The organism is Parabacteroides chinchillae (assembly GCF_900108035.1).
GTDB classification, from domain to species: domain Bacteria; phylum Bacteroidota; class Bacteroidia; order Bacteroidales; family Tannerellaceae; genus Parabacteroides; species Parabacteroides chinchillae.
Genome location: NZ_FNVS01000013.1, coordinates 16,042 through 39,393 on the forward strand (window position 1 = coordinate 16,042; position 23,352 = coordinate 39,393).

At 38.6% G+C, this 23,352-nt stretch carries 17 protein-coding genes; 12 read left to right on the forward strand and 5 right to left on the reverse strand.

Annotated features, from left to right (window positions below; genetic code table 11):
• Nucleotides 1-42 precede the first annotated feature (42 nt).
• The 9 genes from C4S38_RS10950 to rny all read left to right on the forward strand — a co-directional run bounded on the left by C4S38_RS10950 (nucleotide 43) and on the right by rny (nucleotide 6,652).
• The gene (locus tag C4S38_RS10950) at nucleotides 43-585 is read left to right on the forward strand and encodes a phosphoribosyltransferase (protein ID WP_099464904.1); all 543 of its coding nucleotides are present in this window, start codon (nucleotides 43-45) and stop codon (nucleotides 583-585) included.
• A 133-nt stretch (nucleotides 586-718) separates the two neighbouring features.
• On the forward strand, nucleotides 719-1,288 hold the full coding sequence (locus tag C4S38_RS10955) for an adenylate kinase (protein WP_103983778.1): 570 nt from the start codon (nucleotides 719-721) through the stop codon (nucleotides 1,286-1,288).
• A gap of 14 nt (nucleotides 1,289-1,302) precedes the next feature.
• Nucleotides 1,303-2,457: a GTPase ObgE gene (obgE, locus tag C4S38_RS10960; RefSeq protein WP_099464906.1), complete on the forward strand. Its 1,155-nt coding sequence runs from the start codon at nucleotides 1,303-1,305 to the stop codon at nucleotides 2,455-2,457.
• Nucleotides 2,438-3,253, forward strand: coding sequence for a peptidoglycan editing factor PgeF (gene pgeF, locus C4S38_RS10965; protein ID WP_234999354.1), 816 nt, complete (start codon nucleotides 2,438-2,440; stop codon nucleotides 3,251-3,253). The genes obgE and pgeF overlap by 20 nt, the downstream gene beginning before the upstream one ends.
• A gap of 7 nt (nucleotides 3,254-3,260) precedes the next feature.
• The gene (locus C4S38_RS10970) at nucleotides 3,261-3,950 is read left to right on the forward strand and encodes a B3/B4 domain-containing protein (protein WP_103983780.1); all 690 of its coding nucleotides are present in this window, start codon (nucleotides 3,261-3,263) and stop codon (nucleotides 3,948-3,950) included.
• Between the two features lie 123 nt (nucleotides 3,951-4,073).
• Nucleotides 4,074-4,274, forward strand: a complete 201-nt coding sequence (locus C4S38_RS10975) for a winged helix-turn-helix domain-containing protein (protein WP_103983781.1) — start codon at nucleotides 4,074-4,076, stop codon at nucleotides 4,272-4,274.
• A 122-nt stretch (nucleotides 4,275-4,396) separates the two neighbouring features.
• The gene (locus tag C4S38_RS10980; RefSeq protein WP_234999355.1) at nucleotides 4,397-4,711 is read left to right on the forward strand and encodes a hypothetical protein; all 315 of its coding nucleotides are present in this window, start codon (nucleotides 4,397-4,399) and stop codon (nucleotides 4,709-4,711) included.
• A 5-nt stretch (nucleotides 4,712-4,716) separates the two neighbouring features.
• Nucleotides 4,717-5,004 carry a cell division protein ZapA gene (locus tag C4S38_RS10985; RefSeq protein WP_103983782.1) on the forward strand — a complete coding sequence of 96 codons (288 nt, stop codon included), beginning with the start codon at nucleotides 4,717-4,719 and terminating at the stop codon, nucleotides 5,002-5,004.
• A gap of 112 nt (nucleotides 5,005-5,116) precedes the next feature.
• Nucleotides 5,117-6,652: a ribonuclease Y gene (gene rny, locus C4S38_RS10990; protein ID WP_103983783.1), complete on the forward strand. Its 1,536-nt coding sequence runs from the start codon at nucleotides 5,117-5,119 to the stop codon at nucleotides 6,650-6,652.
• 190 nt (nucleotides 6,653-6,842) lie between these two features.
• Here rny and C4S38_RS10995 read toward each other — a convergent pair whose 3' ends face one another.
• From C4S38_RS10995 to C4S38_RS11005, 3 genes are read right to left on the reverse strand one after another with little or no spacing between them, the layout of a single operon-like run.
• On the reverse strand, nucleotides 6,843-7,355 hold the full coding sequence (locus tag C4S38_RS10995; RefSeq protein WP_103983784.1) for a lipid-binding protein: 513 nt from the start codon (nucleotides 7,353-7,355) through the stop codon (nucleotides 6,843-6,845).
• 41 nt (nucleotides 7,356-7,396) lie between these two features.
• On the reverse strand, nucleotides 7,397-8,875 hold the full coding sequence (locus C4S38_RS11000) for a SusD/RagB family nutrient-binding outer membrane lipoprotein (protein WP_103983785.1): 1,479 nt from the start codon (nucleotides 8,873-8,875) through the stop codon (nucleotides 7,397-7,399).
• A 24-nt stretch (nucleotides 8,876-8,899) separates the two neighbouring features.
• Nucleotides 8,900-11,860, reverse strand: coding sequence for a SusC/RagA family TonB-linked outer membrane protein (locus tag C4S38_RS11005; protein ID WP_200817967.1), 2,961 nt, complete (start codon nucleotides 11,858-11,860; stop codon nucleotides 8,900-8,902).
• A 770-nt stretch (nucleotides 11,861-12,630) separates the two neighbouring features.
• Between C4S38_RS11005 and C4S38_RS11010 the strand changes: the two genes are divergently transcribed.
• The 3 genes from C4S38_RS11010 (at nucleotide 12,631) to C4S38_RS11020 (ending at nucleotide 18,597) form a co-directional block, all read left to right on the forward strand.
• A complete protein-coding gene (locus C4S38_RS11010) occupies nucleotides 12,631-15,786 on the forward strand; it encodes a SusC/RagA family TonB-linked outer membrane protein (RefSeq protein ID WP_103983787.1) in 3,156 nt (1,051 codons plus the stop codon).
• Between the two features lie 13 nt (nucleotides 15,787-15,799).
• Nucleotides 15,800-17,266 carry a RagB/SusD family nutrient uptake outer membrane protein gene (locus C4S38_RS11015; protein ID WP_103983788.1) on the forward strand — a complete coding sequence of 489 codons (1,467 nt, stop codon included), beginning with the start codon at nucleotides 15,800-15,802 and terminating at the stop codon, nucleotides 17,264-17,266.
• A 152-nt stretch (nucleotides 17,267-17,418) separates the two neighbouring features.
• Nucleotides 17,419-18,597: a site-specific integrase gene (locus C4S38_RS11020; protein WP_103983789.1), complete on the forward strand. Its 1,179-nt coding sequence runs from the start codon at nucleotides 17,419-17,421 to the stop codon at nucleotides 18,595-18,597.
• 55 nt (nucleotides 18,598-18,652) lie between these two features.
• Here the strand turns inward: C4S38_RS11020 and C4S38_RS11025 are convergent, their stop codons facing one another.
• Nucleotides 18,653-20,185: a RagB/SusD family nutrient uptake outer membrane protein gene (locus C4S38_RS11025; RefSeq protein ID WP_103983790.1), complete on the reverse strand. Its 1,533-nt coding sequence runs from the start codon at nucleotides 20,183-20,185 to the stop codon at nucleotides 18,653-18,655.
• 25 nt (nucleotides 20,186-20,210) lie between these two features.
• Nucleotides 20,211-23,330 (reverse strand): SusC/RagA family TonB-linked outer membrane protein, encoded by a 3,120-nt coding sequence (locus C4S38_RS11030; RefSeq protein WP_317044662.1) that lies wholly within the window; start codon nucleotides 23,328-23,330, stop codon nucleotides 20,211-20,213.
• Between the last annotated feature and the right edge of the window lie 22 nt (nucleotides 23,331-23,352).

The window sequence follows — 23,352 nt, forward strand, 5'->3', positions numbered from 1 at the left end:
CGAAAAAGTTATAACTTTGCCGTCTCGTAATTTAATCGGTATATGGACAGAATCCGCCTAAAAGACAAAGAATTTGAACTCTTTATTTCTGAAAATGAAATAAAAGATGCTATCCGCCGGATGGCAGAACGTATAGAAGCTGATATAAAAGATACAGACCCTCTGTTTGTTGGTATTTTGAATGGGGCTTTCATGTTTGTTTCGGAACTGATGAGTTATTTAAACGGTCCGTATGAATTGACTTTTGCCCGTTATTCTTCCTATCGCGGTACTTCTACAACAGGAACGATAAATGAAATTATGCCGATACGGGTGGATGTTAAAAATCGCCCTCTGATTCTTTTGGAAGACATTATCGATACGGGTTATACGATGCAGCATGTGATGAATAAACTTCGCGAACAAGGCGCCTCGAGTGTGAAACTGGCTACCATGCTGTTTAAACCGGATGCTTTGAAATGTGACCTGAAACCGGATTATATAGGATTGGAGATCCCGAATGATTTTATTGTAGGTCACGGTCTGGATTATGATGAAGCCGGGCGGTCATATAGAGACATCTATAAACTGGCTGTCGATAAGTAGGGTGATAAGTGGATTAATAGAAAAAGAGAGAGTAATAATAATATTGTAGAAAATGTTGGCATTGCAGTGGAGGGAAGAGACTGATGATTGTCGCTTGTCAACTGTCAACTGTCGATTTAAAACAAAGTTTTTTATGTTGAACATTGTCATTTTTGGTGCTCCCGGTTCAGGAAAGGGGACACAGAGCGAGTTGATTATTAAAGAATATGGTTTGGATCATATTTCTACCGGTGATGTGTTACGTTCGGAAATGAAGAATGAAACAGAACTGGGCAAGGTTGCCAAAGGTTATATCGAAAAAGGACAGTTGGTTCCTGATGAACTGATTGTTGATATGCTGGCAAAAGTCCTTGATAGCAAGAAAGCTTCAAAAGGTGTTATTTTTGATGGTTTTCCCCGTACGATTCCACAGGCAAAAGCATTGAAAGAAATGTTGAACAAACGTGGAACAGATGTCTCTGTTATGTTGAACCTGCAAGTTGACGAACCGGAATTGATTAACCGTTTGCTGGAACGTGGAAAAGTTTCGGGTCGTTCGGATGATAATTTAGAAACAATTAAGTCCAGATTGGACGTTTATCATAAACAAACGGCACCTTTAGCTGATTATTATATCGGAGAAGGTAAGCATGTTGCTATCCACGGTATGGGTACGATCGAAGAAATATTCGGACGTATCAAAGATGCAGTAAAGAACGTATAATAAATAAAAAGACTATGGCCGAATCAAACTTTGTAGATTATGTAAAGATCTATTGCCGCTCGGGAAAGGGTGGAAGAGGATCTTCCCACTTTCGTCGCGAGAAATATATTCCGAAAGGAGGTCCCGACGGAGGCGACGGAGGGCGAGGAGGTCATGTGTATCTTCGTGGAAACCGGAATTACTGGACGCTGCTGCACTTGAAGTTTGAACGTCATATAATGGCGACAAATGGTGAAGGTGGGAGTGCAAAACGCAGTTACGGCAAGGATGGCGAAGATCGTACCATTGAAGTCCCTTGTGGAACTGTTGTTTATGATGCCGATACCGGAGAGTTTATCTGCGATGTGACAGAAGACGGTCAGGAGGTTATGCTGCTGAAAGGCGGACGGGGCGGATTAGGTAACTGTCATTTCAAGACTTCTACCAATCAGGCTCCCCGTTATGCGCAACCAGGTGAACCGGCTCAGGAGAGAAAAATAATTCTTCAGTTAAAACTGTTGGCTGATGTTGGTTTAGTTGGGTTCCCGAACGCAGGTAAATCAACTTTGCTTTCTGTCGTTTCGGCTGCAAAACCCAAAATTGCAAACTATCCTTTTACAACACTGGAGCCTAATTTAGGTATTGTAAGTTATCGTGATAACCGTTCGTTTGTAATGGCAGATATTCCCGGTATTATAGAAGGTGCCAGTGAAGGCAAAGGCTTGGGGTTGCGTTTCCTTCGTCATATAGAACGTAATTCGTTACTTCTGTTTATGGTTCCTGCGGATGCTGACGATATAAAGAAGGAGTATGAAATACTTCATAACGAACTGGTAAAATACAATCCTGAACTATTGGATAAACGCCGCGTGCTGGCTATTACTAAAAGTGATATGCTGGACGATGAGCTGATAGAGGCACTTTCTGCCGATTTGCCGGAAGGTATTCCCCATGTGTTCATTTCTTCTGTTACGGGAATGGGTATTACAGAATTGAAAGATATATTATGGAAAGAGTTGAACAAAGAAAACTTCCATGATGTAGAACGTATAGTTCATAAGAATATTGATGTAAATGCAATACTTCTGGATGATGACGATGATGATTATGTTTTTCCTGAAGATGACGATGATCCCGAAGAAGATTATGAGGACTATGATTGGGACAAAGATGAAGATACTGAAAAATGATACATTGAAAGTGTTGCAGTTTTCCGGATTAAGCGGGTTCTGCAACACTTTTCATTTTGTTACGACCCGGCACGGAGGCGTGAGTAAGGGGAATTATGCAACGATGAATCCGGGAATGTACTCCGGTGATGATTTGGGTTCTGTTCGGATGAATTTGGAATTTCTTTCGAGAGGAATTGGAATTTCTTCCGAATGTATTTTTTTCCCACATCAGGTTCATGGATGTGAAATATGCTCATTGGATGAATCTTTCTTATCTCTTCCCGGAAAAGAACAAACTGCTTTTTTAGACGGAGCGGATGCTTTGGTTACTGATGTGGCCGGTATATGCGTTGCTGTCTCTACGGCTGATTGTGTGCCTGTTTTACTTTATGCAGCAGATAAGAAGGTTGTGGCGGCAGTTCATGCCGGTTGGCGTGGAACGGTACAACAGATTGTGGCGAAAACGGTGTCTGTGTTAGTTGATGAATATGGTTGTAATCCATTGTCTGTTTTTGCAGGTATCGCACCTTCTATTGGCAAAGAATCGTTTGAAGTAGGCGATGAAGTATTGGATGCTTTTATACAATCGGGTGTGGACGTGGAACGTATTGCTTATAGAAATCCGATAACAGGTAAAGCCCATATTGACTTGTGGGAAGCAAATCGTATGCAGTTGTTGGACGCAGGCATTCCTTCTTCGCAGATCGAGGTCGCCGGAATATGTACATATACGCATTATAATGATTTTTTTTCTGCTCGCCGACTGGGAATAAAGAGTGGCAGGATATTATCCGGAATAATGATTAAAGACTGATAAACCTATGATTCAAATTTCAATTTCTGAGGAAATAACTTTAGCTTGTCCTGATTTGCATGTATTGGCAATAGCTTGTGAGGTAAGAAATACGGAATCGGATCCATTGCTGTGGGAAGAAATTAATCAAATGGAAAGTATTGTTTCTTCAACCACTAAACTGGAAGAAATAAACAAATGGCTTCCTATATTGGCCACACGCCAGGCATATAAGAAATTGGGTAAAGATCCGAATCGATATCGTCCGTCGGCAGAGGCTTTGCGTAGGCGTATTTTGCGCGGATTAGGTCTGTATAAGGTTGATACGCTTGTCGATTTAATAAATCTTGTATCTATTAAAAGCGGATATTCTATCGGGGGATTTGATGCCGGTAAAATAGACGGAAATCTTATTTTGGGCGTTGGAAAAGAAGGAGAAATGTATCATGGTATTGGACGCGGCGAATTAAATATTGCGGGTTTGCCTGTATATCGCGATAACGTAGGAGGTATCGGAACTCCGACCAGTGACGAAGAACGGACTAAAATAGAAATGACAACCAAAAGCCTGTTAATGATTATAAATGGATATGCCGGAAAAGAAGGGCTGATAGAGGCTGGGAGTTATGCAGCCAACTTGTTAAAAAGATATGTTTCAGCAATAAAAATTGAATCGGAGCTTATTTCTTTAAATAATAGAGTTAAAATAGTGTTATAATGGTATTAATTATTGCATTGAAAGGTGAAAATGTATTATTTTTATGCTAAAAAACATCTATTTCCTTTTGTCTTAATTGATTAATCCCTAAATTTGCCACGTAAACAAAAAGAAATCAAAGAAATGATTGAATTGATTGGTACAAATGCAGGTCTGGTTTGGAATATCTTAAACGGAGGCGGCAAAATGAGTGTTAAGGCAATTAAGAAAGCAACTAAGATCAAAGCAGAGAAAGATTTATATGCTGCATTTGGTTGGTTAGCCAAAGAAGGCAAATTAGCTTTTGAAGAAGTTGAAGGTGAAGTATTTGTTTCGCTGGTTTAATAAGTGAAATAGACGAAAGATTTAAAGAAGGCTGTCTGATACCGATTAGACAGCCTTTTGTTTATCCTTTTCTGTCAAAAAAAGGAGCAGATTGTTGCTTAATTCAATTCTAAAGTTTACTTTTGTCTAGAATTTGGTGTGAAATGACCGAAGATCATAATAAATTGCTCGCTGTCTTTGAAGTAAGGGTTCGTGATTTGATAGCACTTTGTGAGAAGCAAAGGCGTAAAATTAACGAACTGGAAAAGGCTTTGGAAGTCAAGGATGTAGAATTACAGCAGGTGAAAGAAAAGATTGACGAATTAAATGCCAAGTGTGATAATATGCTAACGGCCAGGGTTGTTTCCGTAAGTGAAGGAGAGGCAAGAGGTGCCCGGATGCGATTATCAAAATTAGTGCGGGAAGTAGACAAATGCATTGCACTATTAAATGAATAGACGCGATGGATGACCCATTAGGTATACATTTAAATATAGCAGGTAAGAGTTATCCACTTACGATAGAACGTAAAGATGAAGAAATTTACCGGAAAGCGGAAGTTCGTGTCCGTGAGGTGGTTTCTCTTTATCATTCACGTTTTGGAAGTGATATGAAAGATTTGTTAGCCATGGCGGCTGTTCATCTGGCATTGCAGAATTTACAGTTGCGAGATAAGAATGATACAAGTCCTTTTACGGAGAAGATACAACAACTTACAGCAGAGTTGGAGTCGTATCTGAAAGAGAAATAAATTGTATGTCATACTGTAAGGAGTAGTTTTCCGCACTGCTTTACACGGAAGTTACCGTGTAATCGTAGTGCTTTTTTTGTATATAAAATAATGAATTAAAATTATTAGTTAAATGGGAGTGTATATAATCATATCAATGGTAACCTTCTTAGTAGGAGGATTACTAGTATGGGTTGGTATGCGTTTCCTTTTGAAGTCCAAGTATGATTCCATACTTCATGAGGCGGAAAAGGAGGCTGAGGTAATAAAGAAAAATAAATTGCTTGAAGTAAAGGAGAAATTCTTGCATTTAAAGGCTGATCTGGAAAAGCAAGTATCTCAACGCAATGCTAAAATCCAATCTGTAGAAACAAAACTGAAACAGAAAGAACTGACAATCAATCAGCGCCAGGAAGAACTTCAACGTAAGAATTCGGAAGTTGAAGTTGTAAAAGAGAATTTGGCATCTCAATTGGAAATCATAGAAAAGAAAAAGCAGGAACTTGAAAAACTTCATCAAAAAGAGGTAGAACATCTGGAAACTCTTTCCGGATTATCGGCAGACGAAGCAAAAGAACGCCTGATAGAATCGTTGAAAGATGAAGCAAAATCCCAGGCAGCTTCCTTTATCAGCGAGATTGTAGAAGAAGCTAAAATGACGGCTAATAAAGAAGCCAAGAAAATAGTAATACAATCTATTCAACGTGTGGCAACGGAAACTGCAATAGAAAACTCTATTACTGTTTTCCATATAGAATCAGATGAAATAAAAGGACGTATAATTGGTCGTGAAGGTCGTAATATTCGTGCTTTGGAAGCTGCAACAGGTATTGAGATTGTTGTGGATGATACTCCGGAAGCAATTGTCCTTTCCGGCTTTGATCCGGTTCGTCGCGAAATAGCACGTTTGGCTCTGCATCAGTTAGTACAGGATGGACGTATTCATCCGGCACGCATTGAAGAAGTTGTGACGAAAGTGAAAAAACAGGTTGAGGACGAAGTCGTTGAAACCGGTAAGCGTACTGTAATTGATTTGGGCGTACATGGTTTGCACCCGGAACTGATACGAATGATAGGTAAAATGAAATACCGTTCGTCTTACGGTCAGAATTTGTTGCAGCATGCCCGTGAAACAGCGAATTTATGTGCAGTGATGGCTTCTGAGTTGGGTTTGAATCCGAAAAAAGCAAAACGTGCAGGATTGTTGCATGATATAGGTAAGGTGCCTGATGATGAACCGGAATTGCCACACGCAATATTGGGTATGAAGTTATGTGAGAAATATAAAGAGAAACCGGATATTTGCAATGCTGTAGGTGCTCACCACGATGAAGTGGAGATGCAGACGTTGCTGGCACCTATTGTACAGGTTTGCGATGCTATTTCCGGTGCTCGCCCAGGTGCTCGTCGTGAGATTGTTGAAGCTTATATCAAACGTTTGAACGATCTGGAACAGCTGGCGTTGTCTTATCCGGGTGTTGTTAAGACTTATGCAATTCAGGCAGGACGCGAACTTCGTGTTATTGTAGGAGCAGATAAGATTGACGATAAAGACACCGAAAACTTATCTACCGAAATTGCAAAGAAGATTCAGGATGAAATGACATATCCGGGTCAGGTTAAGATTACGGTTATCCGTGAAACACGAGCTGTAAGTTATGCTAAGTAATAAGTAAGACCGGATTTGGTTTTAGTAAAATAAGAAAAAAAGATCGTCTCGGTATTGGGGCGATCTTTTTTTCTTTATTATTTATGTTTTTGTCCAATGCAGCAATATTTCCTGAATAATCGGATAGGTAAATAATAAAACAGGGCGTCCGACAACGGAACGCCCTGTTTTGTTTAAGAGAGAGTGTGTGTTAGTAATCTTCGCCAGCCCAACCGGTCTTACGGAAGCCTTTAATTGTTAATGTTTCTCCCGGGTACTTTGAATTTGTCATTGTAAATTCGATAGCATCTGCCTTGTGCCCTGTAGGAGTGTCGTAACCATTTAAAGTAACTTTACCGTTAGTAACAGAGACTGTTGATGCAGATGTTGCTCCGTCTTGTGAATCTACCAGATTCTGGATGTTTTCTCCGCCGAAATCTTTTGCTGCTACGTTACAGTTTACTTTACTAAGAATACCATAATTATTTGCTGCAGCCCCCATTTTTATCCACATTTTATCGGTCGCGTTGTCAGAGGTGTTATACGTATTGCAGGTTACTTTTTCTTTTATAGCCTGACCGCTTGCATCGTAAACGTTTACAACCCATTCTCCGCATAAAGGATAGATTACGGAATATTCGGTTTCGTAATCACCATAAGTTTCACATGCAGTAAAAGTGATTACTGCCAGTAATGCTATTAATATCTTTTTGATCTGTTTCATATTGATTCTCTTAATACATTAATAATAACGTGCTATATTTGTTACTTATGCCACCATTGTTTTTCCTGCAAAGGAATTACTGGAGGTGTGTTTGTGTTATAATCAGATGAGCCTTTTGGGTAAAGCAGACGACGAGGATATTCGCCGGCTCCCAGAGCTGAACCGATACAAGGTGTCAGATTTCCCCATACATACCCTTCTTCGTCGGGGAAAGTTGTTCCCAGCGCAGGTATTCCGGTACGATTGATGTCGAACCATGAATCCCAAGCCTGGCAACGGGTTGCAGCAATCCACTTCTGAGTCAAGATGCTTGTTAGCATAGATTGTTGATCTTTGCTGTTGAATGCATAAGCACCACCGTCTGCAATGAAAGATGAAGCGTCTTTGCCCCAACGTTCGAATGCTAAAGTAACACCTTTGTTGTAGTTTTCTTTGGCTTTATCTGCGTTGCTCAGGCGGGTATAAGCCTCAGCTTTCAGGAATGCAACTTCTGCAGCAGACATTAAATAAACCGGATCGGTTGGCTCAAGAACAACGATAGATACTTGGTTTGTCTTTAGCTCTGTAGGCCTGTCTCCGCATTTTAATGAGGTTGTGCCGGATCCATCTTCATTAGGATTAAAGAAGTCATTTAAACGGGGATCGTTGAATTTTTTCATGTATTCGCAAAGGGTTGCACATGCGCGAATGTTGTTATTGGTATTCAACTTACGGCGGTCGTTTTCATACAACGGATTTGATTTGTTTTCCAAATCCATGAAGAGATCCATTTTTGCATCGACTGTCAGCAAATCATTTTCATTCAGCAGAGATTCTATGGCTGCTTTATTGGCATTGAAATCTCTCATCAACAGTTTTAGTTTCAAACTCTTTGCAAAAGAAACCCATTTAGACATGTCCGTACCTTTAGAGGTTCCAAAGATGTAGTCCTGAGTTGAAAGAGATGGAAGAGATGGGGCGGATAACTCTCCGGACTTAGCGATAACTTCGTCCAGCATGGCAATTAATCCGGGATAAACAACTGTTTTACTGTCGTCAAATTTCGGATTCAAAATACCTTCGTCGGCTTTTAATGCTTCAGTGAAAGGGATAGACCCGTATGTGTCGACCAGGAAATGATAGTTGAAAGCCATCATAACCTTTGCTGCCGCCCAATAATTCCAGGCTTTTTCTTCTTCAGCTTTCTTTATAACCAGGTCAAGATCGGGCAAAGATATTGAATAAGGGATAGACCATAAACGTCCATCTGCCGAGTTGGTGATACTGTAATTGCAAATAGTGTTATATTGGTTTGATGTTTGCCCTTGCATATAATGCTGAGACCACATGCCGCCATACAGTTCATAAATGCTACCTAATACGGAAGCGGTTGATGCTATACCGGAAGGAAGCAGAGATGTATAAGATACTTCTGCCGGATAGTTGGGGTTATCGTTTATATCCAGATAATCGCTGCAGGCTGTGTTAGACAGAAGCAGACAACTAATCAACCCTGTATATAATAAATTCAATCTTTTCATATTGTCTTTTATTTATCTAGTTACTTAAAATGTTACTTTCACACCACCACCAAATGTGCGTGTTGTTGGAGCAGCTGCAAATTCACCAAGTTCAGAACGGATATCGTTACCATAGTTGGTTGATTCGGGGTCTACAAAGTTGTTCTTTTTAGGTGTCCACATAAATAAGTTACGTCCTATTAAGCTTACTTGTAATGCTGTCAACGGAGTTTTCTTAATTATACTTTTAGGGAAACTATAAGATAAGGTTATTTCTCTTAATTTCAGATAGTCTTTTGGTAATACCCAATTGCGGAACTGGTCTTTGTTAGATGCATTATTCCAGTAATTGTACATGTTTGAACGGCTAACAGGTATATTGTTTTCTACATATTGTCCGTTCACAACTTTTACGGAATTAGGAATAACGAATGACTGGCGATCGTTATAAGCAGTCATCGTTGAGTTTCCGGAGAAGGTCAGCAATTGTGAAGTATAAGAATAGAAATAGCCGCCATTTCTCCAATCGAGAACTGCACCTAAAGTAAATCCTTTCCAACTCAGACGTGTGTTAAAGCCCATCAGGAAGTTGGGGGTAGAAGAACCGATAATGTCCTTTTCTCCGGCAGCAATCTGGGGAAGACCAGCACTTGTAACAATGACCTTACCGTCATCCGTTGTTGCAACCTTTGGCACTTTGAATATACCTAAAGGTTCGCCTACCTTGGCAACAAGGTCTACATCATATCCACTCTTCAATACATATTCGTCTACACCGTCCCAGAGTTCTTTTACTTCACTCCAGTTTTTTGTAAATGTAGCTCCAATTTCCCATTCCCAGTCTTTTGTCTGGATAGGAATAACACTGAATGCAATTTCTACACCGTGATTGTTAACCTTACCCACATTACGGGTCATACTCGTGTATCTGGTTTCGGGAGCTAAAGCGGCAGAAATAATCTGGTCTTTTGTATCCTTATTATAATAAGCGATATCGAAATTGATACGGTTGTTCCACATGTGGGTAGTTAAACCAAATTCCAATTCGGTTGTTGTTTCGGGTTTCAGTCCCGTGTTGGGCATGACATTGTATTCAGTCATACCCATTGTGCTGTTGATAGGCAGGTATAAACTACCAAAGCCTAAACTGACTTGTGTCGGGATATAATAACTGGATGTTCTGTACACCGGTGCATCATTACCTGTTTTACCCCAGGCTGCACGAACTTTCAGGAAGTTCAAAGCATCACTTTGCAGTTCAGGGAACAATTCGGTTAAAATTAAAGAAGTATTTAAACCTCCGTAGAAGAAACTGTTTTTACCTTTAGGTAATGTTGACGACCAGTCGTTACGCAATGATGCATTAACAAACCAGAAGTTCTTATATCCAAATTCGGCTTGAGCGAACAAACCGATCAAACGGCGGTTTTCTTCACGGGTTGTTGTAATAGGTTTGTCTGCTCCATTTTCCAGGTTGAACCAATCTTCTTGTTGTAATCCGTACAGATACGAATCTATATAAGAGAATGTACGGGTGTTTAAGTTCCATCCAATCAGACCATTAATATTTATGTCTTCTCCAATTTTGTAATCGGCATTCAAATAGGCTGTAGCATCGATTTGTCCGCTGTATTCGCGGCGTTCGGTATAAGATCCGGCTTCTTCTTTCTTTCCGCCTATACTACTCCAGGAACCGGGAGAGTAGGTTGCTTTCTGGTTCCATTTTTGTTGACGGGAATTTGAGAAATCACCTCCTAAACGTCCTACGGCTTTTAAACCTTCCATAATATCAAATGCAACTTCTATCTTACCGTAAATGCGGTCGTCTTGAAATTGATTTTTGTTGTTTGCCAATACCCAATACGGGTTTGTTGCGTAAGCCGTATAGAAGTTATCCGTATTATAGTACGGGTTATTGTAATCTTTCATGTCAGAGATGCTTACATCGGTAGCATGCTGAAGAATTTCCTGGAACATGGTTGCACCTTGTCCGCCTTGTCCTGTACTAGGACGGGTAATGTCTTTGCGAACATAGTTGAAGTTAATTTCAGAATAGAAACGTTTGTACTTGGCATTACCTCTTAAAGAAATAGTGTTACGTTGATACTTGTCGGCGTCCATCGGCATTACGCCTGTAGATGTTACATTACCGTATGAAGCAACCAAACCCAGTTTATCATTACCCATACGAACGGAAACGTTGTTGTTGGTTTCAAAGCCTGTTTGATAAAAATCACGCATGTTGTTTTCTACATAAGAGAATGGCTTTGTTAATGGTGTCAGATTCCCTGGTGTTCCGTCAGAGAATGCACCCCAAGCGTGCTCACGTCCGTCTAATACGGGACCCCATGATCCGTTTTCCATAGGGCTCCAGTCCGGCCAACCCTGACCGAATCTGTTTTGAGTTTGCGGAACGCGTAACACATTAGACCCCATGAAAGTTCCGTCGTAAGTTACAGTGAGTTTTTCTGAGCTGGCGCGTTTGGTTGTGATCATAATCACACCGTTTGCTGCACGCGAGCCGTATAGTGCTGTAGCGGAGGCACCTTTTAAAACTGTAACAGATTCTACATCTTCCGGGTTAATATCATTTGCAGCATTACCGAAGTCTACAGTATTATTTAGTGCTGTCGATTCAGTACCACTGCCGGAAAATTCGTTCATAATAGGTACACCATCAACAACATATAAAGGTTGGTTAGCATCAAAAGAGCTGATACCACGAACGATAACCTTTTGTGCAGAGCCGGTACCTCCGGCATTTGTGATGTTAATACCGGCAACTTTACCAGTCAAACCGGTCATAACAGAACCGGATTTTGCTGCTACCAGATCGTCACTTTTGATGGTAGAAGCTGCGTAACCCAAGGCTTTTTCCTGCTTTTTCATACCGATTGCAGTAACTACTACTTCTTCAATGTTCTGCGATCCGGCTTGTAAAACAATGTTTAAGGTTGGTTGAACAGGGACTTCGCGAGTTATCATACCAACATAAGAGATCACCAGAGTCTTTGCAGAACATAATTAGTTTTTGCAGAACAAATTTTTTCATATCGTATAAAACTATTATCTGATTATATTTTGCTTATTTCTTCCTTGCTTTTATTTTCAGCACTCAGACAATTTAGAGAAAAGTATAGGAATATATATTCATTTAAGCTTGCTCAAAATTAATTTCTACCTGGCTAATAATTAATTTTCACCTAGGGCGAAATTAATTTTGACCAGGGACAAAAGAATAAATATATAGGATCAGGTACTTAAAAAGTCCGTATGATAAAATTAATATAATGTATAGCATGAATTACTTCATAAGCACAGAAATAAATATGGATTTACTCTGTGAAAATAAGACATAATGTAAATTCTAATTTTTTTGGAAACAATCAAGTAGAAATACAGATTAAATATAGGTATTTGATATATCTTCTGATTCTGAAGGATTATAGCGCCTTGCTTTATTAATTAATAGAATATAATATTTACATATCCATTCGTTTTTATATGTGAATTATAAAGATTAAAAATAGACAAATTTAAGACTAAAATATCCCGGTATTTGTGATTTTTAAAAATGATGCTTTATTATAAAAACCCTATATTCCTTGTATTTTAGTAATTAAAGCCAACTTTGTTTGTATTTTTATGTTAGATTTTTATTGTTGTAATAAATTTATTATTACATTTGCCTCATTCCGATTATTTAATATTGCTTTAAATATAAACATCAAAGATTGCAAATTAGTTATTCATAAGTTAAACAAAAAAGTGTGTCTATGAAAAGGTTGACTTATCTTTTATTATGCCTAATGTTAGGTATTGGATTGGCGACTGCTCAGACGACGAAAATAACAGGTACTGTTATTTCGGCAGAAGACAGTGAACCAATTATTGGAGCGTCTGTAATGGTAAAGGGTACTACTACTGGTACTGTAACGGATTATGACGGTGCATTTACTCTAAATGTACCAAGTTCTGCAAAGACTCTGGTAGTTTCATATGTCGGAATGGAAATGAAGGAGCTTCCAATCCAGCCTCACATGAAAATAGTGTTGAATAGTTCGTCCCAGGCATTGGATGAGGTGATGGTTGTTGCTTACGGAACAACAACGAAGAAATCGTTTACCGGTTCTGCGTCTGCGGTAAAAGCAGATGATATCAAGCAAATTCAATCGGCAACAATTACAAATGCGCTGGACGGACGTGCAGCTGGTGTACAGATTGTTTCAAAAACAGGCCAGCCGGGTGAAAACCCAACAGTTCGTATACGTGGTATCGGTTCTATTAATGCAGGAAAGGATCCTCTTTATATTGTAGATGGCGCTACTTACGATGGCCCGATCAGTACATTGAATTCTGCTGATATTGAGAGTATGACTGTGTTGAAAGATGCGGCAGCAAACTCTTTGTATGGAGCTCGTGGTGCCAATGGTGTAATTCTTATTACAACGAAAAGAGGCAATAAAACCAAATTAGGTATTAATTTGGATATGAAATGGGGAGTAAACAGTCGTTCGGTTCCTGAATATGATATGATAACCGATCGTAGTGTTTACTATGAACAATCTTGGAAAGCGCAATACAATAAATTGATTGCTACAGGAATGAGCCCGAGTGATGTGGTATCAACTTTAGGAAGTGATGATCCGGCAAACTCTTTACAAGCTATTTTAGGTGGATATAATAATTATAATGTGCCCTGGTCTGAATTAATAGGAGCTGATGGCAAAATAAATCCTAATGCCCGTTTGTTGTATACCGATGACTGGAGCGACGCTTTGTTTAGAAATTCTTTGCGTCAGGAATATAACTTCAGTCTTGGTGGTAGTGACGACAAGCAGACTTATTTCATCAGCTTAGGTTATTTAGGAGATGAATCTTATGCAAAAGGTTCAGGGTTTGATCGTTACAGTGGTCGTGTACGTTATGAAAGAAACTTGACCAAATGGTTAAAGGCCGGTGCAAACCTGGCTTATGCCCATACAATACAGAATTATCCGACAACATCCGGAGGTTCATATGTAAACTATTTCCAATGGACTCGTAATATTGCTCCTATTTATCCGGTTTATTTGCATGATCCTAAAACAGGTGCAATTATAAAAGATAAAAACGGCAAAGATATTTACGACTATGGAGATCAGGGACAATATGGTTATTCTCGTCCTTATGCAGGAGCTTCAAACCCTGCAGGTGTCTTGGATTATGATGTTAACCGGATCACACTGGACAATGTATCGGCATCTGCATTTTTGGAAGCAGAAGTTTATGACGGCTTGTCTATTCGTGGTAACTTTGATGTGAATACTACCTATAAAAACGGTGCTTATTTAACGAATCCTTTATATGGTGATGCTGCAGCTAATGGTGGTTATGTTGAACAAGAAAATCAGAAATGGTTCTCTTATACAGGTTCTGTATTCTTAAACTATAGAAAGACATTTGATAAACTGTCTGTTGAAGGTATGGGCGGTATTGAAAGCTACAAGAAAGAATGGAATTATCTGTATGGTCAGAAAAGAAATCTGGCAACAATTTCTGCCCCCGACTTTTCTAATGCCGTAGTTTATGCTGAATTATCCTCTTATTTAAAGAAATATAGTGTGACGGGTATATTGTTCCGTGCAAACTTATCATATGATGATAAATATTATTTAAGCGCCAGTTTCCGTCGTGATGGTTCCAGCCGTTTCCACCCTGATAACCGTTGGGGTAATTTTGGTTCGGTTGGTGTGTCTTGGCGTCTCGGACAAGAGGGTTTTTTGCAAGATGCATCATCTTGGCTGAATGACCTGAAAATAAAAGCAAGTATTGGTACACAGGGTAATGATAATTTATATTATGCAAATGGTACGGATATAAATTATATTCCTTATATGGATCAATATGAAGTGGCTAATAATAATGGAAATGTATCTGTTAAGCAATACTATGTAGGTAATAAAGATATTTCATGGGAAAAGAACCTGAACTTTAATATTGGTTTTGAAACTACTATGTGGGATCGTTTCCATTTCAATCTGGAATATTTTTATAAGAAAACAACAGATATGTTGTTCTATAAGCCGGTGGCTGTTTCAATCGGTATTTCTACTTTACTGGTAAACTTAGGTAAAATGAGTAATAAAGGTATTGAAATAGAAACGGATGTGGATATTATAAAAACAAGAGACTGGAGATGGAACGTAGGACTGAATTTTACTCATGTGAAGAATACAATTCTTGAATTGCCGGCAGAAAACCGTAAAGAAGGAATACTTGGACAAGGATATACAAAAATGGTTGAAGGCGGTTCCATTTATGATTTATATTTACCCGAATATGCAGGATTGGATGAAAATGGTAAGGCAATGTGGAATGTATATAATGAAGATGGTACATTGAAAGGCACTTCTATCGTTAACTCTGATGCTTATACAAACACAAGCCGCCGGAAAGTAGGTTGTGCCATTCCTGATTTAACAGGAGGTCTTTCAACTTCTTTATCCTGGAAAGATATTGATTTGTCTGCTTTGTTCAGTTATCAGATAGGAGGGGATGTATATGATGCTATTTATGCATCTACTATGCAGATGAGAGAATCGGGACGTGGTATGCATAAAGATTTGCTCAATGCCTGGACACCGACGAATACTAATACATCTGTTCCTGTAATGTTGATGGGATATAAAGATGCCAACGGTATTTCGGATCTTTATCTGACCAATGCCTCTTTCTTCAATATCCGTAATATCACTTTAGGATATTCGCTTCCGAAAAAATGGTTGCGCACTTTGACTATTGATAAGCTAAGAGTTTACTTTGCCGGTGATAACCTGGCGTTGTTCTCACATAGAAAAGGTTTGGATCCTCGTCAATATGATTATGGTACATCAGAATTTAATTATTCCCCAATCCGTACGATTTCTTTCGGTATTAACGTAACGTTATAAAAGATAAATAATTATGAAACTCAAATCAATAATATTATTAGGGACATTTGCATCCTTCTCTCTTTCTTGTTCTGACTTTTTGGAACCGGAAGATAATGAATATGTAAAAGGAGATCAGTTGCAGGAAACTGTAGACATGAACAGTGATGCCATTGTACAAGGCGTTTATTCACGTTCTGTTCAATACGGTTTTGGTGCATCCAGACATGATGATTTCGGACAGCGGTCTATTGATATCTCATGCGACATGATGACTGAAGATATAGTTCATTATACCAATAAACAGTGGTTTTCTGCTGACTATAATTTGGATAATCGTGCGGCAACGTATACTCGTTCCTTGCGCCAGTGGAAGTATTGTTATGCTCAGATTCGTGATTTGAACAGTATAATAGATATATATCCGAATGATAATGAATTAAATGAAGAACAACGTCATTTAAAAGGCGAATCATTGGCATTGCGTGCGTTTCATTATTTTACGTTGGTGAATATATATCAGAAAGCTGGTAAATGGGCGGATGTAAAGGATCTTCCCGGCGTGCCAGTCTATACTACCGTAGGTTTGGAAGGTAATCCGCGTGGCAAAGTATCTGATGTTTATGATCAGATTAAAGCAGATTATACAAATGCTATTGCTTTACTGGAAGGCGACGATTATGATAAAACCCGGGTAGGACAATTAGCTGCTAAAGCATTATATGCACGTGCCGCTATGTATTACGAAGATTATGCAACAGCTGAAAAAATGGCTTCGGATGTAATAGCTGCTACATCTTTAATGTCTACAAGTGATTATACGGCAGGGTTTGCAGATATGGCAAATATAGAATGGTTGTGGGCAGTTGATGTAACATCTGAAAATACAACAAGCTATGCGTCATTCTTTTCTATCATGGATAATCTTTCACCGGGATATGCCGGTAGTTTGGGGCAGTATAAATGTGTAGATAGACGTTTATATGATGCTATTGATGCGAAAGATATTCGTAAACAGTGTTTTAAAGACGGAACATATAAGATTCCGTATATGCAGTTTAAATTTGTAGACCCAAGTAAGAAGTTCCTGGGCGATTTGGTTTATTTGCGTTGTGCAGAGGCTTATTATATTAAAGCGGAAGCTCAGGCAAGGCAAGGGAATATCAGTGGAGCACAAACTACATTGAACACAATTTCTGCAGCACGTTCAACTGATGGCGAATGCCCGTATAAATGGTCTGCCAACGTTGATGAATTGATAAACCAGATATTTTTACATAAACGTATTGAATTATGGGGTGAAGGTCAATCTCTCTTTGAGTTTAACCGTTTGGAAAAAACAATAGATCGTACTTATGCGGGAACAAATCATCCAAAAGGCAATATTACTGCAGAAGGTGGAGACCAACCGGTTCCATGGAGTTCAAAAATAAGGGTGATACAAATCCCAACCAAGGAAATTGAAGGTAACCCTGAAATTTCGGAAACAGATCAGAATTAATAATCTTGTATTATATCTAAAGAAAGAGGCGCCAAAAAGGAGGCCTCTTTTTTTTGTCTTTTAATTTGTTGATAAACTTTTTACTAACCTTTTTATAGACAAAGAACATATTGTTGTTTCTTCGTGTTCTTAATTAGAAAATATTGTGTATCATGGAAAAAGTTATTTACAATTTGGTATTTAATCGGAAAAAAAAGTTGAATGCGGAAGGGAAAGCGTTGATTCAAGTGGAGGCTTATTTGAATAGGCAAAAAAAGTACTTTTCTACAAAAGTATATATTAGGCCTAATCAATGGGATAATAAAAGAAGAGCAATTAAAAACCATCCGAATATGGAGGCTTTAAACCAATATCTTTATAATTATATATTTGAACTGGAAAGGATAGAACTGGATGCTATGCACGGAGGAAAGGTTTTTTCGTTGAAAGATTTAAAGGAAACACCCCGGCAAATAGTGCCAACCTCGTTTTCTTCTTTTATGAAGGATGAAATTATGCACAGTAATCTGAAACCATCTACTCTGAAGAACCATATGTCTACATTGCATGTGTTGTCTTTGTATCAGAATGAGGTAACTTTTAATGAATTAAGTTTTAATTTTTTATGTGATTTCGAATATTTTCTGTTGAAACATAAGTATCATAGAAATACTATTGCTAAACACATGAAGCATTTGAAGCGTTATATCAATCTTGCAATAAATAAAGATATATTTGATTTACAAAGATATCCCTTCCGAAAATATAAAATTAAATATATGGAAACAAAACGTACTCATCTTACACCGGAAGAATTAAATAGACTGGAATGTCTGAACTTGTATGGGAGAGGAACTTTGCAGAGAAGTCTTGATATGTTTCTGTTTAGCTGCTATACAGGGTTACGTTTTTCAGATGTGGTAAGTATTACAAATGCAAATTTTTTGAGTATAGATGATAAGTTGTGGCTTATATATTCGTCGGTTAAAACGGATGTGAGTGTACGTCTGCCACTTTTTTTGTTATTTGACGGGAAATCTATACCTATTTATGAAAGATATAGAAATAACACGAGGGCATTATTTAATGTCCCTGTCTCGGCAAACTCTAATATTAATAAACAATTACGTAGAATATGCCAACTTGCGTCAATTGATAAACGAATCTCTTTTCACGTAGCAAGACATACAAATGCTACGTTACTTTTGTATAATGGAGCTAATATTACAACAGTTCAGAAGCTGTTAGGGCATAAAAGCGTACGTACAACCGAAATATATAGTGATATAATGGATATGACTATTGTGAGAGACTTGGAAGAAATAAAATTAAAGAGAGATATAGGAGGGTAATAAAACAGAAAAGGATAGAATTTTTATTCTACCCTTTTCTTATAATTTTTTCCGATTAAACGTTTGGCATCGGATTATTGTCTGTTTCAGAAATACCTCCGTTGTTTTGAATTTCTGTACGAGGGATTCTTAAATTGAAGATCGGATCTTCTGCAGGGAAATCAAACATGGCATCATCGTTATGATTTGTACCTTCATATTTGCGGATGATAGGTTTCTTTAAACGTTTCAAATCAAACCATGCAAAACCTTCGCCCCATAACTCGATACGACGTTGAACCCAAACTTCATTTTGCATTTCAGCAACGCTGTTTGCTGTACATTTGTAGTCCGGTTGACGAGTCTGAACGAAGTCTTCCAAAATCGATTTGGCTTGCGGAAGGTTTCCGCTCATGGCATAACCTTCTGCTGCAATCAACAGCATTTCTTCCGCACGCATATAACATAAATCGTTGAAATTGTTACCTTCTGTATCGTAATAACCGAACTTCAAATTGGCATATTTGGGTAATTTTACCATACCTGCTCCAACAACGAATACCAAACTGTCGGATTTGCACCACCAGTCTTTACGGGCATCAGTGTCTGGTATCTTATTAAATAATTCAGAACTGATGTTTTTATACATTTCACCGGCGGTTGCATAACCGTAAGCTGTTGAGCTAACGTGTGATGTGAAATTGGTAATACCTCCTATGGCAATGCTTGATTGTGAAGTAACATCAGAAGACCACATCCATGATGGATTGTTGTCCATACTAACAAAGCCTTCCTTAAGCCCGGCTTTATCCATTACGGGAAATCCTGCAACGGCTTCTTCGGCAGCCTCGGCAGCTTCTTTCCATTCTTCTTTACACAAGTGTACACGAGCTTCAAATCCTTTAGCTACTGCATAATTAATATATACGCTAGAAGGCCTTTCCCATCCTTTCAATAATTCGCATGCTTGTTTCAAATCGTTTTCGATTTGTGCATAAACTTCGGAAACTTTTTTACGAGGATTATTATTTAACTGTTCGGAAGTCATATCTTCTGTAACGATAGGTATTCCGGGTGCGTCTTCATGGCCTTTGTAAGTATGTTGATACAATTGAACTAAAACGTGGTGGGCAAATGCTCTCATTGCATAAGCTTGTCCTCTGGCTGCCAACATTTCCGGATCTTCTGTATCTGAAACAATACCAGTTAATACGTCATTTGCCGTACGGATTAGTTTGTAAAAATAATTCCAGTGACGTGCTGCTTCCAGGAATTCATATCCACGGTTAGAATATTGATAGTCGTCATAATACCAACCGTAATTGGATGTATATTGAACCATATCATCCCCCCAAAGTTCCATAGAGAGGGCTGTTGCCATATATCCGAAGTCGTTATGACGTTCTTCTCCATTTTCTCTTTCTAATGAGTTAAACTGGATCATGAAGGCATTCATACCGTTTACTAATGCATTCGGATTAGGATTTTCTTCTAATTGTCCTTCTGTTACACGGTCTCCCGGATTTGCATCAAAGAAATCCTCGGAACAGCTGCTGAATGACAGTGCCGTTGTTGCAAGTAATGCAATTATATAATATTTTTTCTTCATTTTTTTATTTGTCTGAGATTATGGATTAAAATCTAACCTGCAAGCCTCCTGAAATAGTACGGATTGCTGCATAGTTATAGTCTGATTCACCAGACCAATTCTGGCGTGGGTCAAAACCTTTGCGTTTAGATAATAAAGCAACGTTATCTGCTACAAAATAGAAACGGACAGATTCAAGTTGAAGTACGTTTATCCATGTTTTAGGCAACGTATACCCTAATGTGATGTTTTGCAGGTTCAGATAAGATGCATTTGTGAAGAAGCGGCTTGAATATGTATTAGCATATTGTTCGGCATTCTGGACTCTCGGCACATTTGTATTTGTGTTTTCTGGTGTCCATGCTTTTAAAATATCGTTGTGCCAGTTTTGTCCTTCACTTCCGGAGCTCATCAGGTTTGCATAAATTCTGTCGTAACCTTTACCTCCTATCTGATAGCTTAAATTTACAGATAAGTCTATGCCATGGAATTGTACGGCAGTGTTGAAACCTCCATAAATAGCAGGCAGGGCAGAACCTAAATTGTAATCTGTTGCATCGCTATAAACTTTGGTTGTTGTTTTTCCTGTTACATTGCCGTTTGCATCAGTAACATCTTTATACCACATTGCGCTTCCATCTTGAGGATCAACACCTGCGTATTCTTTCAGGTAATAATCATAGATAGAACCACCTTCCATCATACGGAAGTTGCCTGAAACAATACCCGTCTCTTTTCTTTCAGGAGGTAAAGACAAAATCTTGTTTTTATAGTGTGTTGCATTAACTCCCATTGTCCATTTGAAGTTATCTTTTTCCATAACAGTTCCGCTCAACTCGATTTCGAAACCGATGTTACGCATATCTCCGATATTGTCAGGATAACTCTTGTTTCCTGTAGAGAATGGTAAGGGACGATAGAATAACAAATCTTTTGCAGTTCTTGTAAATACGTCGATACCTCCGTTCAAACGTCCTTGGAATAACATAAATTCAAAACCTGTATTGAAGTTGTAGTTTGTTTCCCACTTGATATCTTTGTTTCCTTTATAGTTCCTGACAACAGCGATCTTACCGGCACTGTTTACTACCTGGAACTGGTCCATATACGGATAAAGGATTTCTTCACCATTGAATAACAAACCGTCATTACCTTGAGAACCGTAGCTGATTTTGTATTTCAAGTTATCGATCCACTCAACATCCTTTAAAAAGTTTTCTTGGTTTAATCTCCAAGATGCGCCTAAAGACCAGAAGTTACCCCAACGATTGTCCGGATGGAATTTAGAAGAAGCATCACGACGATAGCTGGCAGAGAAATAGTATTTGTCATTGTAGTTATATTCAATACGTCCCAGGTAACCTTCTGTATTGTATTCAGTTGTACCAGATCCGGTGTTAGGATTACTGATAGCCTGATCTAACTCGCTGGAAGAAGGGAAAATGAAATTGTTCTTAGAACCCCACAAGTATTCATATTTACGTTGGTAGTTTTCATGACCTAGCAGAACATTAAAAGAATGTAGTCCAAAAGAGTGTTCCCATGTTAATGTTTCCAACATATTCAGACTTTGGGTCTTTTCGTTCTGTATTGTAGAAATACCATTTTGAGCTACAAACTGTCCGTATTGTCCGTTTTGATAAACCAATTGACGTTTGCTATAGTTTTCCATACCACCACGAACCGTAAGTTTGAAGTCCTTTAAGAAAGAAATTTCAGCAAAAAGGTTTCCTGAAAAGTTTTCATTCTTAAACTTATTCTGATCCAGATTTTGTGTACCCAATGGGTTGGACATGGACAAGATAGGACGTTTGTTTGTGCCTGTTCCATAATCGTATACAGGACGGCCGCTTTCTTCGTATAATCTGTTTCCTTCGTTATCGTATCCATAGATCGGATAAATAGGAGCAATGACACGGGAAGCATAGAACATGTTTACACCGGAAGTTGCATCAAAATCAGGAGAGTTTTGTTCTGCCTGGGCATAAGCTAAGTTACCACCAACCTTGAACCAGTCATTAACTTGTTGTTCCAAACGAAGACGAGTAGAGAAACGGCTGAAATCGGAATTAACTATATAACCTTTATCATCCAGATAACCTAATGATATATAGTAGCTGGTTTTATCGCTAGCTCCGCTGATATTCAGGTTATATTCCTGACGTAAACTTGATTGGAACAATTCTTTTGCCCAGTCATCCTTATACATGATTTTTGCATTAGGGTTAAATTTTCCAGTAGTAGGGTCAATAACTTCAGTGTTGCCTACATTGGTGATGTTATAACCTAATTTTTTAATTAAGTTATTGCTTGCATATTGACCCGGATTTTCGTTGCCTAAGCTGACTGCCTGATTTTTCAGTGCAGTCCAGTAAGTTTCGTAATAAGTAACGGGGCTGGTCATAATGTCATATTCGGGAATAGCACGGGAGTTAGCTCCTAATTTCATGTCAAATGAAACTCGTGCTTTACCGTTTTTACCTTTTTTTGTTGTGATCAGAACTACACCATTTGCACCACGTGCACCGTATAATGCGTTAGAAGCAGCATCTTTTAGTACGGTCATTGATTCAACATCCTGTTGGTTAATAGAGTTTAAGTCTCCATCATAAGGTACACCATCAACAACGATTAACGGATCACTGGAAGCATTGATAGAGCCTATACCACGAATACGGATTTTTGAGCCTTCACCTGGCTGGCCGTTACTATTGGTTAGCTGTACACCTGCAACCTGACCTTCCAAAGCTTTGGTAATATCAGATGTTTGGATTTTTGCCAGATCCTCACTTTTTACAACAGATGCAGAACCGGTAAATGAACTTTTCTTAGCAGTACCATAAGCTACAACCATAACTTCATCCAAATTATGTGCTGAAGTTTCTAAAACAATTTTCATTGTCGGTTTAATCGTTTCTTCTTTAGTTGTCATACCGACATAAGAGATTTCTAACGTTTTAGCAGAAGAAGGAACTGTAAGTTCGAACTTTCCATCAAAATCTGTAACTGTACCTGTTGTGGTACCTTTCACAATGACAGAGGCGCCAATAATCGGCTCTCCATCTTCGGCAGATGTAACCGTACCGGTAACCTGCTTTGTTTGAGCACTTGCTATACCTATGCTCATCATCAAGCAGAGTAAAGCAAAAGTCAACTTTTTCATCATAAACACACTCTATTATTTGTTA